14 protein-coding genes are annotated in these 15013 nt (G+C 34.7%); 5 read left to right on the top strand and 9 right to left on the bottom strand.

Annotated features, from left to right (window positions below):
* Positions 1-27: 27 nt before the first annotated feature.
* Genes AW165_RS17205 through tviB form a run of 8 tightly spaced genes read right to left on the bottom strand, consistent with a single transcriptional unit; the run spans position 28 to position 7608 of the window.
* A complete protein-coding gene (locus tag AW165_RS17205) occupies positions 28-687 on the bottom strand; it encodes an acetyltransferase (protein ID WP_060466541.1) in 660 nt (219 codons plus the stop codon).
* Complete coding sequence (locus AW165_RS17200; RefSeq protein WP_060466540.1) at positions 684-1292, bottom strand: sugar transferase; 609 nt, start codon at positions 1290-1292, stop codon at positions 684-686. The genes AW165_RS17205 and AW165_RS17200 overlap by 4 nt, the downstream gene beginning before the upstream one ends.
* Positions 1293-2435, bottom strand: a complete 1143-nt coding sequence (locus AW165_RS17195; protein ID WP_060466539.1) for a glycosyltransferase family 4 protein — start codon at positions 2433-2435, stop codon at positions 1293-1295.
* Positions 2436-2437: 2 nt separating this feature from the next.
* The gene (locus AW165_RS17190) at positions 2438-3574 is read right to left on the bottom strand and encodes a hypothetical protein (protein ID WP_060466538.1); all 1137 of its coding nucleotides are present in this window, start codon (positions 3572-3574) and stop codon (positions 2438-2440) included.
* Entirely contained in the window at positions 3568-4743 is a 1176-nt protein-coding gene (locus AW165_RS17185; protein WP_060466537.1) for a hypothetical protein, read from the bottom strand. Before AW165_RS17185 ends, AW165_RS17190 begins: the two co-directional genes overlap by 7 nt.
* Positions 4740-5282 (bottom strand): acyltransferase, encoded by a 543-nt coding sequence (locus tag AW165_RS17180; protein ID WP_081325600.1) that lies wholly within the window; start codon positions 5280-5282, stop codon positions 4740-4742. Before AW165_RS17180 ends, AW165_RS17185 begins: the two co-directional genes overlap by 4 nt.
* A gap of 2 nt (positions 5283-5284) precedes the next feature.
* Positions 5285-6310: an NAD-dependent epimerase/dehydratase family protein gene (locus tag AW165_RS17175; protein WP_060466536.1), complete on the bottom strand. Its 1026-nt coding sequence runs from the start codon at positions 6308-6310 to the stop codon at positions 5285-5287.
* A 23-nt stretch (positions 6311-6333) separates the two neighbouring features.
* Positions 6334-7608, bottom strand: a complete 1275-nt coding sequence (gene tviB / locus AW165_RS17170) for a Vi polysaccharide biosynthesis UDP-N-acetylglucosamine C-6 dehydrogenase TviB (RefSeq protein ID WP_060466535.1) — start codon at positions 7606-7608, stop codon at positions 6334-6336.
* A 358-nt stretch (positions 7609-7966) separates the two neighbouring features.
* Here tviB and AW165_RS17165 point away from each other — a divergent pair, with 358 nt between their 5' ends.
* From AW165_RS17165 to AW165_RS17145, 5 genes are all read left to right on the top strand, one after another.
* Positions 7967-9067 (top strand): polysaccharide biosynthesis/export family protein, encoded by a 1101-nt coding sequence (locus AW165_RS17165; RefSeq protein ID WP_060466534.1) that lies wholly within the window; start codon positions 7967-7969, stop codon positions 9065-9067.
* Between the two features lie 4 nt (positions 9068-9071).
* Positions 9072-9500, top strand: coding sequence for a low molecular weight protein-tyrosine-phosphatase (locus tag AW165_RS17160; protein WP_060466533.1), 429 nt, complete (start codon positions 9072-9074; stop codon positions 9498-9500).
* 18 nt (positions 9501-9518) lie between these two features.
* Entirely contained in the window at positions 9519-11702 is a 2184-nt protein-coding gene (locus AW165_RS17155; protein ID WP_060466532.1) for a polysaccharide biosynthesis tyrosine autokinase, read from the top strand.
* A 190-nt stretch (positions 11703-11892) separates the two neighbouring features.
* Positions 11893-12618, top strand: coding sequence for an FKBP-type peptidyl-prolyl cis-trans isomerase (locus AW165_RS17150; RefSeq protein WP_009387700.1), 726 nt, complete (start codon positions 11893-11895; stop codon positions 12616-12618).
* A 50-nt stretch (positions 12619-12668) separates the two neighbouring features.
* Positions 12669-13364: an FKBP-type peptidyl-prolyl cis-trans isomerase gene (locus AW165_RS17145; RefSeq protein ID WP_057073995.1), complete on the top strand. Its 696-nt coding sequence runs from the start codon at positions 12669-12671 to the stop codon at positions 13362-13364.
* A gap of 48 nt (positions 13365-13412) precedes the next feature.
* Here AW165_RS17145 and murJ read toward each other — a convergent pair whose 3' ends face one another.
* The gene (murJ, locus tag AW165_RS17140; RefSeq protein ID WP_005804817.1) at positions 13413-14963 is read right to left on the bottom strand and encodes a murein biosynthesis integral membrane protein MurJ; all 1551 of its coding nucleotides are present in this window, start codon (positions 14961-14963) and stop codon (positions 13413-13415) included.
* Between the last annotated feature and the right edge of the window lie 50 nt (positions 14964-15013).

Raw genomic sequence — 15013 nt, 5'->3', positions numbered from 1 at the left:
TTAACTTCCTAATAAAATATTTCTTACTTACTTTCTTTCTAAAATTCTTGCAGGATTACCTACAACAGTTACACCAGCAGGAACACTTTTGGTTACTACGGCGCCCATTCCAACAATAGCACCTTTACCAATTACTAAAGGCTTATCAGGTGTGCCCTGTTTAATAACTGCTCCAGTACCAATGTATGCATGATCTTCGATGTGAATATTACCATTGCATTTAACGCCAGGGGCAAAAGTCACATAGTCGCCAATCACGCAATCATGCTCAACATAGCTGTATAAATTAGCATGAAAACATTTACCAATTTTTATGTTTGATGTAATTGAAACAAAAGGACTTAGGGCTGCTCCTTCACTAATTTCTACGTTATCCATAATTACTGTATTATCAGCTTGTATGGACCAAAGTTTAATACCATCCACAACCAATTGATTTGCGATTTTTTCACGAATCTGACTATTCGCAATTGCAATTAATACATATTTATAAGAGCAATCTATTGATTTAAAAGCTTGATAGTTTAAAGCTCTATGACCATTTACTAATTTTTCTTCTTGTAAACTATCATCAATAAAATAAATTTCAGCTGAAATACCCTGACGTTGAAGCTGTTGTCTTGCAACAGGCATCAAACTACGGCCACAGCCCGAAGCACCATAAATAGCATAGACCTGATTATTCATTTATCTGCTTCCGACTTTGAACCTGTAAACTTCGTCATCGTCGCCTCACCCGCTTCATTAATATCATCTTTAGCAATTACTTTTTTAACGGTTTGCAGCATTATTTTAAAGTCTAACCAAAGCGATCTATTTTCAACGTACCAAGTATCAAGTTTAAATTTTTCTTCCCAACCAATTGCATTACGTCCATTCACTTGGGCGTGACCAGTCATCCCTGGACGTACATCATGACGCTTTGCTTGTTCTTTATTATAAAGTGGCAAGTACTCCATTAATAGGGGCCTTGGACCTACAATACTCATATCACCTTTGATTACATTCCAAAGCTCAGGCATTTCATCTAGACTAGTAGAACGAAGCATTTTACCAAATGGCGTTAGGCGCTCACTGTCTGGTAAAGGATTACCTTGCGAGTCTGTTGCATCTTTCATTGTCCGAAACTTAATCATTTCAAACGGCTTACCATGTAAACCAGGACGAACTTGGCGGAACAATACTGGCGAACCTAAGTTTTTTTTCACTTTATATGCAACATAAAAATATAAAGGTGAAAGTAGAATTAATGCTACAGAAGCAATAATGATATCAAGTAAACGTTTTAACACTTATTTAATTCCCATTTCTGTCATCATATGATGATTCACTTGATGTACATCATATTTATGTAATGCAATCTCTCTAGAACGTGTTCCCATAATTTCAGCCAATTCAGGATTCTGAATAAACTTTCTCATTGCCATCTCTAAGCTAGTGACAGACTTTACTTCAACTAAATAACCATTTCCATCGTGCTCTACAGTTTCTCTACATCCAGGAGCATCTGTTGTAATAATAGCTCGTCCCATAGACATTGCTTCTAAAACAGTACGAGGTGTGCCTTCTCTATATGAAGGTAATACATAAATTGAACTTTCAGCAATAGCGGGACGAACATCAGAAAGCTTTCCCCAATATTTAATAATTTTTCCATCAATCCATGAATCTAATTCTTGTTGTTTGATTGCGGTTGGATTTTCATCTATCCAACCCACTAAATTAAATTCAATTTGAGGATATTCTTTTTTAATTAATTTAGCAGCGTCTACATACTCTCTTATTCCTTTATCTTGTAATAATCTAGCAATTAATAAAAATGAAACCCTAACTTCACCATTCACAGCACGAGGCAAATTTACAACTTCAAAATCAGTCACATTAACACCAGACCCGTTGACAACTACGGCTGGCACCTTATTACTTAATAAATTTAATTGTTTGAATAAAGCAAGGTCATCAGGATTTTGAAAAAAAACCTTGGATGATCTTATTAATGCTTGTTTATAAAGCCAATGTACGACTTTTTGAAACGTGCTTCTTTTACTTGTACTGTCTACATTCTGAAAAGCATATCCCAATCCTGTGATGAGTGAAAAACGATTTGGCACTTTTGCCAAATAAGCGGCAAGCGTGCCATAGATCACAGGTTTAATCGTATATGACAAGACATAGTCTGGTTTAATTTTCTTTGTAATTTTATAGATTTCAAATAGTGTTTTTATATCTGCAATTGGATTAGTCCCAGTTCTTTGCATTTCAACAGAGTAAACAGAGTAACCAAGTAATTGCAATTTATTTACTTCATCTCGAAATAGTTCTAGATCTGGAGCAATAATATGAATTTGATAGCCTTTTTTATGAATAGCTTCAAGTAATTTTCCACGAAAATTTAATATTGAAGGAAGAAAACTAGAAATAATAACAAAATTCATAATTAAATTTTCCTTTCACTAGAAAGCATAAACATAAGTAAAACCGTTAAAATTGGTATATACAACATTACTCTCATTCTGACCATAATACCTAAATTTGCAGAAATTAAAGGCATAAATAAAATAAATAATGCTATGAATATTAAAATAAAAATTTGTTTAGAATTATTAAATTTATCCTTAGTAAAAAGATAATAATATGAATACAGTAAAATACCAATAACTACAACGCCTTCCGCCATTGAAAATAATGAAAGAGGATCTAGTGATAACCACGGTAAACCACCTAATACGAAAGCGAGCATTTTTAATATATAAGGTTGTGAAGCGAGCAATAATCCTGAGCCCTCCTCAGAGTAAGCTTCGTTTCTATTTTCTACAAATCCACCGATATCCGAGAAACCATCTTCAGAATATTTTTGAATAAAACTAAACAGAAACTGATACAAAACAAAAAGTGATGGAATTGACAAAACTAAAATTATAAATCTATAAACACCCATAGATATTTTCTTAATTTTAAAATTACCATATATAAATTCATGCAGTATAAAAGTTAAAAAAACAATTGCAAAAACATGAATCCTAATTAATGCCAAGAAAACTAATGAAAACACCAACAACTTTATCTTTTTATAAATATAAGCATATAAAAATAAAGATATAAACAATAAAATCAAGCAATCTTTCCCAATAGCTACTGTCCAGAAATGAAGACCAGGAATAAAAAGTAATATTGTAAGGAATAAAAAACTATTGGAAGAAATTTCTCTCTTGGAATAAAAATTATAGATTATTAAAAAAAAGGATAGAATAACCCACGAAGATATCATGCTAAAAAATAAAAAAACGTTTTCATAGCTATTTAATATATAATTTATAAAATGAACTAAATGTACTAAGAATCCTGTACCACTAGAAAATGGAAAGTTTTCTAATTGTTCAGTTCCCCAAATATAGTAATTAAGACTATCATTTGGTCGTCCTAATGAGTAAAAATAAAAGCCTAGAGAAAAAATATAGTGATATAAATTTAAGAAAAAAGATATTACCAAAAACGAGAATGACTGCTTTCTAGCAATAAAATAAAATATTAGATACGTAAATAAGGCAAAAAATAGACAGCTCAATATTAACATATCAATTTACTCTTCCTTAAAGAAAACATTAAAATCATACTTGTCATCAATGCAGAGGTAAAAACATATAAAATAGAGAATTTAAAAGCAAATTCTCTATAATAAAAACATAGAAAAACCAGTAAAAGAGAAACTAAAATCATTGGTAAGATAAGAGCAATATTAATAACATTTTTCATTTTCTTTGAAAAACTTGCAGTTAAATTAACCCCTCGTAAAAGTAATGAAATCAACATTACAACAAAAGATAGTCCAAATAAAAAATAGTTATCACTCAATTCATTTATAAAAATATAAAAACCAAAACATAATCCAACGATAATTAAATTAATTAATAAGTATTGATTAAATCTTGTATCAATAAATTTCTCTATTAAACTAACTTTTACGCTTATTAGAAATTGCATCAAAGTAGTAGTAGTAGAGGCTAACAAATAGACAATTGTAAAAATACCCAACCCTTTTTTATCATTAAAAAAAATGAAAAAATATCTTGGTACAAGGCTATTTATACTAATTAACAATGAGTTAAAACCATATAAAAAATTATCCTTAATATAGTCAGTAATATTTTTTATATCTGGACCTTCATTAAATCTTCTTTTTTCTACCACTACATCTATTACAAAGAAAGTAAAATATACTCCCAAAAGTAAATAAAATACAAATTCTATAGGATTCAACGAAAACTGCTTAAAATAAAAAAATATTAACCCAAATAAAATTAAGAATAATCTTTTAAATATAACAAAAAAAGCATTTCTAAGTTCTTTAATTGAGACTAAGAATGAAATATAAATATCTGAAAATAATTCAAAAACTTTATAGAGACCAGCAACAACTAAAATTTTTATTGGTTGATGAGTCACTAAATAAAAAACAAATAAAATACCTAAAAGTAATAAAACAACCATACCACTTGCAAACAAACTTTGTAAAAATCTTTTTTCTTTATCTTCTTTTATATTAACAATGTTAATATATTCAACATATCTAAATTGACTAAACATAACGATTGGTGCGAGTATCGTTGCGTAAGTTGCAAACTCTCCAATTCCTTGAACTCCCATTTGCACCCAAAGGAATAGAAAAATTAAACTCATTATCAAAAGTGAAGAGAACTTCAGAAATAAAATCTGAAGCCCCTCTAAAATTCTAGAAAATTTCATATATCACGTATCTTTTTAACAGGAACCCCTCCATATAGAGCTCCTGAGTCTGATAAGCTTTTCGTAACAACAGCACCAGCTGCAACAACACATCGCTTCGGAATTTTTACTCCCGCTAAGATACGCACTCCGCAACCTATCCAAACATCATCATGAATTTCTAAGTTGTCACAAACGACAGGATTATATTTAATAGGTAAATTATTATCATTCCATGTATGGTTAGTAGAAATCAAGCTAGAAGCATGAGCAATTGCTACATTATCACCAATATCAATTCCCCCTAAACAAATTAATGTACACTGATGATGAATACTTACATTATTACCTAAGGATAAATTTCTAACACTTTCAATAGAAACAAAGGGACCAATATAAACATTTGTTCCACATTTTTTTAATCTACCAGCAATTAGAATATACCGTGCTACAGCTCCAAATTTTCCGTCAAAAATATCTAGACAACGCCAAAAAAAATGAAAAAGAAAAAGCGGGAGTAATGAAGTAATACGAGCTAAAACGGTAAATATTTTCCACATATTTATTTACCATTATTCAACAAGTACCAATTCACAGCCAAACCTATTCCTTCAAAAATTCTAAATTTTGGATCATATCCTAGTAATGTTTTGATTTTAGTTACATCTGCTTGAGAATGCCTTACATCACCAGCTCTAAATTCACGATAAACAGGTTCTTTGTCACAAGAAATTCCATTTTCGTTTAAAGCAGATTTAATAGCCTTAAACAAATCATTTAAAGTAGTTCTATCTCCTACCGCCACATTATAGATTTGATTTTTAGCTTCATCATTTGCGATGGCAGCCAAAATATTAGCTTGTACTGTATTTTCGATATAACAAAAATCGCGACTAGTTTCACCATCACCATTAATAAATACATCATCTCCTTGAATCATAGCTGCTGTCCATTTTGGAATAACTGCAGCATAAGCTCCATTAGGATCTTGACGTTTACCAAACACATTAAAATAGCGCAAACCTATTGCTTTAAAACCATATGTACGAGCAAAAACTTCAGCATAAAGCTCATTTACATACTTAGTTACCGCATAAGGAGATAATGGATTACCAATATTTTCTTCTACTTTTGGTAACGCCGGGTGGTCACCATATGTAGAGCTACTCGCAGCATAAGTAAAACTTTTGACTTGAGCGTCTCTTGCTGCAACGAGCATATTTAAAAAACCCGTAATATTGGCACTATTTGTCAATATTGGATCAGCAATTGAACGCGGAACAGAACCAAGAGCGGCTTGATGTAAAACATAGTCAACGTTAGCGCATGCCTTCTGACAATCCTCTAAGTTACGAATGTCACCATTATAGAAAGTAAAATTCTTCCATTGGTCACTGCTCACTAAAGTCTCTACTTCATCCAGATTATATTGATGACCTGTAGCAAAGTTGTCTAAGCCAATTACTTTTTGATTTAATTTTAATAGAGTTTCTAACAGATTTGATCCAATAAAACCCGCAACACCCGTTATTAACCATGTTTTAGGATTGCTCTTAAGCTGCTCCAATACTTCTTCATAGCGATTCATATTTATTCTCAACAAATATTATTTTATAGACGGATATCTGACTCAGATTGAGCTAAAACATATTTCAGATCATAAAGTACATGCGATGTTTTACCTAAAGAGCGAATTGCCTCTATACCCATTTCTTTAAATTCATTATGAGCAACTGCTAATATTACAGCATCATATTGACCTGCTGTAGGTTGCTTAATTGGTGTAATACCATATTCGTGTTGAGTTTCTTCACTATCAATCCAAGGATCATATACATCAACATCCATATGATATTCTTGTAGTTCTTTTACAATATCAATAACTTTTGTATTACGAATATCAGGGCAATTTTCTTTAAAGCTCAAACCTAATACTAAAACCTTAGCTCCTTCAACTTGAATTTTCTTTTTTATCATTCCTTTTACAAGTTGAGTAACAACATATGCTCCCATTGAATCATTTAATCGACGCCCTGCTAGAATAATTTCTGGGTGATATCCAATAGCTTGGGCTTTATGAGTTAAATAATACGGATCTACACCAATACAGTGCCCGCCAACTAAACCTGGACGAAATGGTAAGAAATTCCATTTTGTACCAGCTGCTTTAAGCACCTCTTCTGTATCAATACCAAGTTTGTTAAAAATAAGTGCTAATTCATTAATTAAAGCGATATTGACATCACGCTGGGTATTTTCAATGACCTTCGCCGCTTCAGCAACCTTTATGCTAGCTGCTTTATGTGTTCCTGCTTCAATAATCAGATTATATACTTCATCAACATAATCAGCCACTTCAGGAGTCGAACCTGAGGTAATTTTCAAAATATTAGTTACACGGTGCAACTTATCGCCAGGATTAATACGTTCTGGGCTATAACCTGCAAAAAAATCCTGATTAAATTTTAGACCTGAAATTTCTTCGAGCACCGGAATACAAACTTCTTCTGTAGCACCTGGATAAACAGTCGACTCATATACGACAATATCACCTTTTTTTAGAATTTTACCAATACTAGTAGAAGCTTTAACCAAAGGGGTTAAATCTGGCTGCTTATAGCCATCAATTGGAGTTGGAACAGTGACAATAAAAAAATTACAATCTTTTAGATCTTCTAAATTTGCAGTATAGCTTAATTGAGCTGCTTGTTTTAATTCTTCTGGTGAAACCTCTAGCGTATGATCTTGACCACTTTTTAACTCATCAATACGTTTTTGATAAATATCAAAACCAACTACAGGTACTTTTTTCCCAAACTCAACTGCCAATGGCAAGCCTACATAACCTAAACCTATAATCGCTATTCTTAAATCGGCAAGTTGCATAAAAGTTAGCCTTATTCCTTACAAATTGTATATATAATAAAAAATATATCTTGACTGGATATTGTCGTGCGTAACTATATCAGTTTTTTTTTATTAACCGTAATTCAATTGTATAAAAGTGTTTACAGTTCTTAAGCTCTCCTTATATAACCTGTTTTTTTATTTCTCAGGTTGAGCAAAAAATTACTATTTATGTAGGATAAAAAGTATTGATATAAATTAAACATACAAAGCTCTACGATTTTTCTGTGTTTTTTAATTTTTTTTCGGCTAGAATCGGGACATCCTGCGTTTAATAGACACTTGTTACTATGCAGTGGACAATATCAATTAAAGATAAATACACAAAGGGTTGCGTGTGAAGTATTGCCAGTTTTTTTCTGTTCTTGCCTTAAGTTTAAGTGCTGCGAGTTGTGCAGTTACCTCCGGTTTACAAACTTATGACATCCCAAGTGAAGGCGTTTATAAAACCGACCTTGGAACTACGGTTAATGTCGTTAAAATTTCACAAGACACTCTACCCGCAATACAGCCTGCACAGGTTGATTATCAACGTGACTATGCAACTCTATTTAAAAACCAACAGCCAATATATCGTTTAAGCCCTGGAGATGTTCTTTCGATTCAACTTTGGGCCTACCCTGAAATTACACCGCCTGTAAATAACGTTAATAATGAACAGTCTGTACAAGCAAGTGGTTATCCAATCGACCAAACTGGTTACATCCAATTTCCTCTAGTTGGACGCTATAAAGCAGCTGGTAAAACTCTTTCTCAAGTGAACCGAGAATTACACAGTCAACTTGCTAGATTCTTAAAAAATCCAGATGTAATCGTACGTGTACTATCTTATGAGGGACAGCGCTTTTCTGTTCAAGGTAGCGTCATAAAGGGTGGACAATTCTACTTAAGCGATCAACCAGTAAGTGTATATACAGCTTTAGGTCTTGCGGGAGGAGTAACGGATAAAGGTGACAATACCTATGTTCAACTCATTCGTAATGGTATTACTTATAACTTAAATACAATTGAGTTAGAAAAAGCAGGTTATTCATTACATAAACTTTTAGTACAACCAAATGACACAATTTATGTCAGCACACGAGAAAACCAGAAAATTTATGTCATGGGTGAGTCTGGCAAAAACCAAGCATTACCAATGCGTGATCAGGGTATGACGTTAAGCGATGCTTTAGGTGAAAGTTTAGGTCTAAATCCTTTATCTGCTAGTGCTAGTCGTATTTATGTTTTACGTACTAACCCAAATGACCGTACAACTGAGCTTTACCATTTAAATTTAATGAGTATCGGTGATTTCGGATTAGCCAATCAGTTTAAATTACGTAGTAATGATATTGTCTATGTCGATGCAACTGGCTTGACTCGCTGGCAGCGTGTGGTCAATCAAATTATTCCATTCTCAAGCGCTTTATATAACATAGATCGATTGGGACAATAATTTTATGCAGTTCAAAAATATTTTAGTCGTCTGTATTGGAAATATCTGCCGTAGCCCTATGGCAGAGTATTTTTTAAAACAGCAATACCCTCAGTTAAATATTGAGTCTGCCGGTATTTCAGGGCTTATTGGTCATCAAGCTGATGAAAAAGCTCGACTTTGTATGCAAAGATTAGGCATTGATATGCAACCACATGTAGCTCGTAAGCTAAATGCTGAACATATTAAAAAAGCTGACCTTATTTTAGTCATGAGTCAAAACCAGCAAAAACATATTGAACAGACTTGGCCCTTTGCAAAAGGTAAAACCTACCGCTTGGGCCATTGGCAAAATCGAAATGTGCCCGATCCATATCGACATGATCAAGCTATTTTTGATGAAACCTGTCAACTTATTCAACAGTGCATTGCTGACTGGAAACCTTATATTTAACGCCAAGATTTTACACTTATGAACCAAAATACTAATACCAAAGATACCATTGATTTAAAGGAATTATTTTTCTCACTGATTGCTCAGTGGAAATTAATTGCACTGTGCATTATTTTAAGCCTTGTATGTGCTCTACTTTATTTGCGTGTAACGCCAGATACCTACTCAGTTGATGCTTTGGTTCAGGTGGAGGATAGTAAAGGAGCTTCAGCTGCTCTTTTAGGCGATTTATCTCAAATGATTGAGCAAAAGTCACCTGCTCAAGCAGAAATTGAAATCTTAAAATCTCGTCTAGTTTTAGGTTCAGTTATTAAAGATTTACATTTAAATATTCAGATTTCTAGTACAGAAAATACACTTACTCATCGTTTGTTAAGTGATACCCAGTATAAAACAGAATATAACAAGAAATCAGTCATTTTTAAGGATGGACTCAAAAGCTTTGAAGTCTTCCAGTTTGAAATTCCCGCTTATTATCTTGACAGAAACTTATTGCTAAGTTTTGATAAAAAATCCTTGAATTTAAGTGATCCTGATACTGAACAAACTATTCTAACTGTACCACTCAATCAATTAAATCAAGTCACTGGTCCACACGGTACTTGGAAAGTTGGTATTTTCACTAAAGATCAATTTGATGCTACATACAACATCAAAAATTTATCTTTACCAGCCGCGGTCGACGCAATTAGCTCAGACTATTCTGTTGCAGAGCGTGGTAAATTAACTGGCATTATTGGCTTGAGTTATCAAGGTGAAGATCAAGCACACATTACTAAAGTTTTAAATGCCATTTTAGTAACCTACGGTGATCAAAATGTTGAACGCCGCTCAGCTGAATCTGCTCAGACTTTAAAATTCTTGGATGAACAGCTTCCAGATTTGAAAAAACAATTAGATGATGCTGAACGTCAATTCAACAAATTCCGCCAGCAATACAACACTGTTGATGTTACTAAAGAGTCAGAACTATATTTAACACAAAGTATCACTTTAGAAACGAAGAAAGCTGAGCTTGAACAAAAGCAGGCAGAAATGGCGGCAAAATATACGGCTGAACATCCTGCAATGCGTGAAATTAATGGTCAACTTACAGCTGTTAATAAACAAATCGGCGAATTAAATAGCACATTAAAACAATTACCAGATATTCAACGTCAGTATTTACAGCTGTATCGTGAAGTAGAAGTAAAAACTCAGCTCTACACTGCGTTATTAAATTCATATCAGCAACTTCGCATTGCTAAGGCAGGCGAAATAGGTAATGTAAGGATTGTAGACACTGCTATTGAACCTGTTGAACCAATTAAGCCCAAAAAATTACAGATCTTACTCCTCTCATTATTGTTAGGCGGATTTATTGGGACACTAATTGCATTAGTGCGTAATATTTTACGTACAGGTATTAAAGATTCTGGGCAAATTGAAAATGAGTTGGATTTACCAGTCTATGCAACCGTACCTCGTTCTCCAATTCAAGAAAGTCGAATCAAAATTTTAAAGAAAAAGAAGAGTATTCCTATTCTTGCCGTTAAAAATGGTGATGACATCGCAATTGAGAGCTTACGTAGTATCCGTACCGCGATTCACTTTGCATTAGCAAATGCAAAAAATAATATCATCATGATTGCAGGACCTTCTCCAGAAGTAGGTAAATCGTTTATTTCGACCAACCTTGCAACTATTTTCGCTCAAGGTGATAAACGCGTACTACTCATTGATGCTGATATGCGCCGTGGTTATATGCATAAATACTTCGATGTTGATGTGAAACCAGGTCTTTCTGAATTGTTAAGTGGACAAGCTGATCTACAAAAAGTATTACACAAAACTCCTGTAGCAAACCTTGATGTGATTACTCGTGGTAAGAGCCCGACAAATCCTTCAGAGATTTTAAGCTCTAACCAATTTAAAGAACTACTTGAACAGTTACAAAGTCAATATGACCACATCATTATCGATACTCCACCCGTACTTGCAGTAACCGATGGCATTATTATTTCGCAATATACTGGTGTGAACTTAATTGTTGCCCGTTATGCTAAGTCGCAAATGAAAGAGCTTGAATTAACCCTTAATCGCTTTGAACAAGCAGGTGTTAAAGTCAACGGCTTCATTCTTAACGACATTCAACGTGCTAGTGCGGGCTATGGTTATGGTTATAATTACGCTTACGCATATAAAGCACAAAAAGAAGATTAACCAAAAAGTGATAAGAGAACCGGATCAAATGATCCGGTTTTTTATTTAAGATTTTTTAAGTTTATTCCAACTAAAACTAACTAAAATATATAAAAAACCACTCGTTTTTTTTCTTAAACATTCTATGCTTAAGCATGCTAAGATCAAAAGCAGCTTTTTTAGACTCAAATGATTATTTTTGGAACCTTTTATGAGTAAAGCCTTACCCATTGCTGTCGCTGTAGTTTTAGGCGGTGCTGCACTTGTACCAGTTTATTATGCAAGCCAACATCCGACCACAGAAGTCGGAAGCAAAGCAAATAAAAATGCCTCTCCAATTGAAAAAATCAGTTATGTTCTTGGGTACGAAGTTGCTCAGCAAACTCCACCTGAACTAGACACAAAATCATTTGTGAAAGGGATTCATGATGCTCGTAATAAGCAACCAAGTGCTTATACTCAAGAAGAGTTAAAAGCTGCTGTTGCTGCTTATGAAAAAGAATTGCAGCAAAAAATGCAACAACAAGATAAACCACAGCAAGCCGCTGGAGCAGCGTCTGAATCTGCAGATGTTCAATTCCTTGCAGAAAATAAAACAAAAGCTGGTGTAAAAACTACAGCATCTGGCTTGCAATATATCATCACTAAAGAAGGCACAGGTAAACAACCAACTGCGCAGTCTATGGTTAAAGTACATTACGAAGGCCGATTAATTAATGGTCAAGTATTTGATAGTTCTTATAAGCGCGGTGAGCCTGTTGAGTTTCCTCTCAATCAAGTTATTCCAGGCTGGACTGAAGGACTTCAGCTCATGAAAGAAGGTGGTAAAGCGACGTTCTTCATTCCATCTAATCTTGCTTATGGTCCTCAGGAACTTCCTGGCATTCCAGCAAACAGTACGCTGATTTTTGATGTAGAACTCATTTCAGTGAAATAAAAACATTCAGGAGAGTAAAACAGTACTCTCCTTTTTTTTTGGAAAACGGCATGAAAAAAATTGGTTTAATTATTGCAACATCAACGATGAGTTTATCTGTTTTTGCTGCTGCACCTATTACAAATAAAAGCCCAGCAAAAGAACAATTTAGCTATAGCTATGGCTATTTAATGGGCCGTAATAATACTGATGCTCTAACAGATCTAAATCTTGATATTTTTTATCAGGGTTTACAAGAAGGTGCTCAGAACAAAACCGCACGCTTAACTGACGAAGAAATGGCGAAAGCGATTAATGAATATAAAAAAACTTTAGAAGCTAAGCAGCTTGTTGAATTTCAAAAAGTAGGACAACAAAATGCTCAAGCAGGTGCTGCATTTCTTGCTGATAATGCAAAAAAATCGGGCGTAATCACGACTAAATCAGGTCTCCAATACCAAGTATTAAAAGAAGGTACAGGTAAAAAACCGAAAGCTGTATCACGTGTTAAAGTAAATTATGAAGGCCGTTTACTCGACGGAACTGTGTTTGACAGCTCAATCGCACGTAATCATCCAGTTGAGTTTCAGCTCAGCCAAGTGATTGCAGGCTGGACTGAAGGTCTGCAAACCATGAAAGAAGGCGGTAAAACCCGTTTCTTTATCCCTGCAAATCTCGCTTACGGTGAAGTCGGTGCAGGTGACACGATTGGTCCAAATAGCACTTTAATTTTCGATATCGAATTGCTACAAGTTTTGCCAAAATAAATGTATTAGTATAAAAAAAGCGATCATTTAAGATCGCTTTTTTTATTTTTAGTGTTTTAAATCTCTAGGTCGAAAACCCGTAAGGATTAAACCGATCAGGTAAGCAATTATCCCAACTACACATAGCCCTACGACTTCGGCAACACGTAACCACTGTGAAAGCTCTCCGTTATACCAATTGAGCCCAAACCAAAGCGCTGCAATCATAGCGAGGTTTGCTAAACCATATTGAAGTCCTAATTTCTTCCAATGCGGACCAAATCGGAAAATATTACGCTTATGCAAATAGAAGTAGAGTAAACCGGCATTCACTAACGCTGAACCTGAAGATGCTAGTGCAAGTGCCATATGTTCTGCATGCCAATCAATAAGCTTAAAGAAGCCAATAAATACAACGTTTAAAATTGCATTAGCTGCGACCGACATTAAGCCTACGCGCACTGGTGTTTTTGTGTCTTGTTGTGCATAGAAACCAGGTGCAAATACTTTAATGAGCATGAAAGAAATTACACCTGCACTCATACATTGCAATGCAAGCGCTGTCATTTGTGTATCACGTAAATCAAACTCACCACGCTGGAATAATGCTTGAATAATCGGTGTTGAAAGCATAAATAAAGCAATACTTGCCGGCAACCCTACCAATACAATGACTTTTGCAGCCCAGTCGATCATACCGCGGAACTTTGCTTGATCCTGCTCTGCATGACGGGCAGAAAGTGAAGGCAAAATTACTGTACCAATCGCAACACCAATTAAACCTAAAGGTAGCTCAGTCATACGTTCAGCACTGTAGAGCCAAGACACTGAACCATCTTGCATGAAAGATGCCCAAATCGTATTTAGCAATAGGTTAATCTGAGTCACAGATACACCAAATAATGCTGGAAGCATTAATTTTAAAATACGTTCTACGCCTTCATGTTTAAAATCAACTTTAGGTGGAATCAGTAGGTTTTTACGCCACAATTCAGGGATTTGTATCGCTAACTGTAATACCCCAGCCGCAACAACTGACCAGCCTAATGCTTTGATTGGCTCAGCCATATACGGCGTAAGCCACCACGCTCCTGCAATCATCGCTACATTGAGTAAAACTGGCGAAAAAGCTGGTGAGGCAAACGAACCATAACTATTTAAGATGCTGCTGGCAAAAGCCGTGAGCGACATGAACATTAAATAAGGAATGGTCAAACGGAACATGCTGACGGCTAAATCGAACTTTTCTGGATCACTGTGGAAGCCCGGTGCGTACATATAGATGATTGCAGGTGCTAAAACCATAGCCACAAAAGTGAGTAAGGTCATAACTGTTAGCAAACAGCCAAATACCCGACTAATTAAAATCTGTACTTCAGCGTGTGCTCGACCCGTTTTATATTCAGTTAAGACTGGGATAAAGGCCTGAGAAAAGGCGCCTTCGGCAAATAGTCGTCGAAAGAAGTTGGGAATACGAAAAGCGACGACGAAGGTATCAAAATCTTTACCCGCACCAAACACGTTGAGCAATACGACGTCACGCACGAGCCCTAACACTCGTGACAACATCGTCATTGCACTGACAATAAAAGTCGATCGCCACAATGCCATCGCACTCACCTACAGCTATATTCGAAAGACGCTATTGTAATGAAACTAGAAAATCTTTT

The organism is Acinetobacter sp. LMB-5, assembly GCF_001541635.1.
Classification (GTDB): Bacteria; Pseudomonadota; Gammaproteobacteria; order Pseudomonadales; family Moraxellaceae; genus Acinetobacter; species Acinetobacter pittii.
The sequence above is the reverse complement of the archived record's forward strand: the minus strand, read 5'-3'. Positions and strand labels throughout refer to the sequence as shown.

What these genes read in the sequence shown, in the direction of transcription:
- AW165_RS17160 (WP_060466533.1), top strand. Translation starts at nt 9,072, where the DNA reads ATGCAGTTCAAAAATATTTTAGTCGTCTGTATTGGAAATATCTGCCGT.
- AW165_RS17180 (WP_081325600.1), bottom strand. Translation starts at nt 5,282, where the DNA reads ATGTGGAAAATATTTACCGTTTTAGCTCGTATTACTTCATTACTCCCG.
- AW165_RS17155 (WP_060466532.1), top strand. Translation starts at nt 9,519, where the DNA reads ATGAACCAAAATACTAATACCAAAGATACCATTGATTTAAAGGAATTA.
- AW165_RS17205 (WP_060466541.1), bottom strand. Translation starts at nt 687, where the DNA reads ATGAATAATCAGGTCTATGCTATTTATGGTGCTTCGGGCTGTGGCCGT.
- AW165_RS17195 (WP_060466539.1), bottom strand. Translation starts at nt 2,435, where the DNA reads ATGAATTTTGTTATTATTTCTAGTTTTCTTCCTTCAATATTAAATTTT.
- AW165_RS17185 (WP_060466537.1), bottom strand. Translation starts at nt 4,743, where the DNA reads ATGAAATTTTCTAGAATTTTAGAGGGGCTTCAGATTTTATTTCTGAAG.
- AW165_RS17175 (WP_060466536.1), bottom strand. Translation starts at nt 6,310, where the DNA reads ATGAATCGCTATGAAGAAGTATTGGAGCAGCTTAAGAGCAATCCTAAA.
- AW165_RS17145 (WP_057073995.1), top strand. Translation starts at nt 12,669, where the DNA reads ATGAAAAAAATTGGTTTAATTATTGCAACATCAACGATGAGTTTATCT.
- AW165_RS17190 (WP_060466538.1), bottom strand. Translation starts at nt 3,574, where the DNA reads ATGTTAATATTGAGCTGTCTATTTTTTGCCTTATTTACGTATCTAATA.
- AW165_RS17150 (WP_009387700.1), top strand. Translation starts at nt 11,893, where the DNA reads ATGAGTAAAGCCTTACCCATTGCTGTCGCTGTAGTTTTAGGCGGTGCT.
- tviB (WP_060466535.1), bottom strand. Translation starts at nt 7,608, where the DNA reads ATGCAACTTGCCGATTTAAGAATAGCGATTATAGGTTTAGGTTATGTA.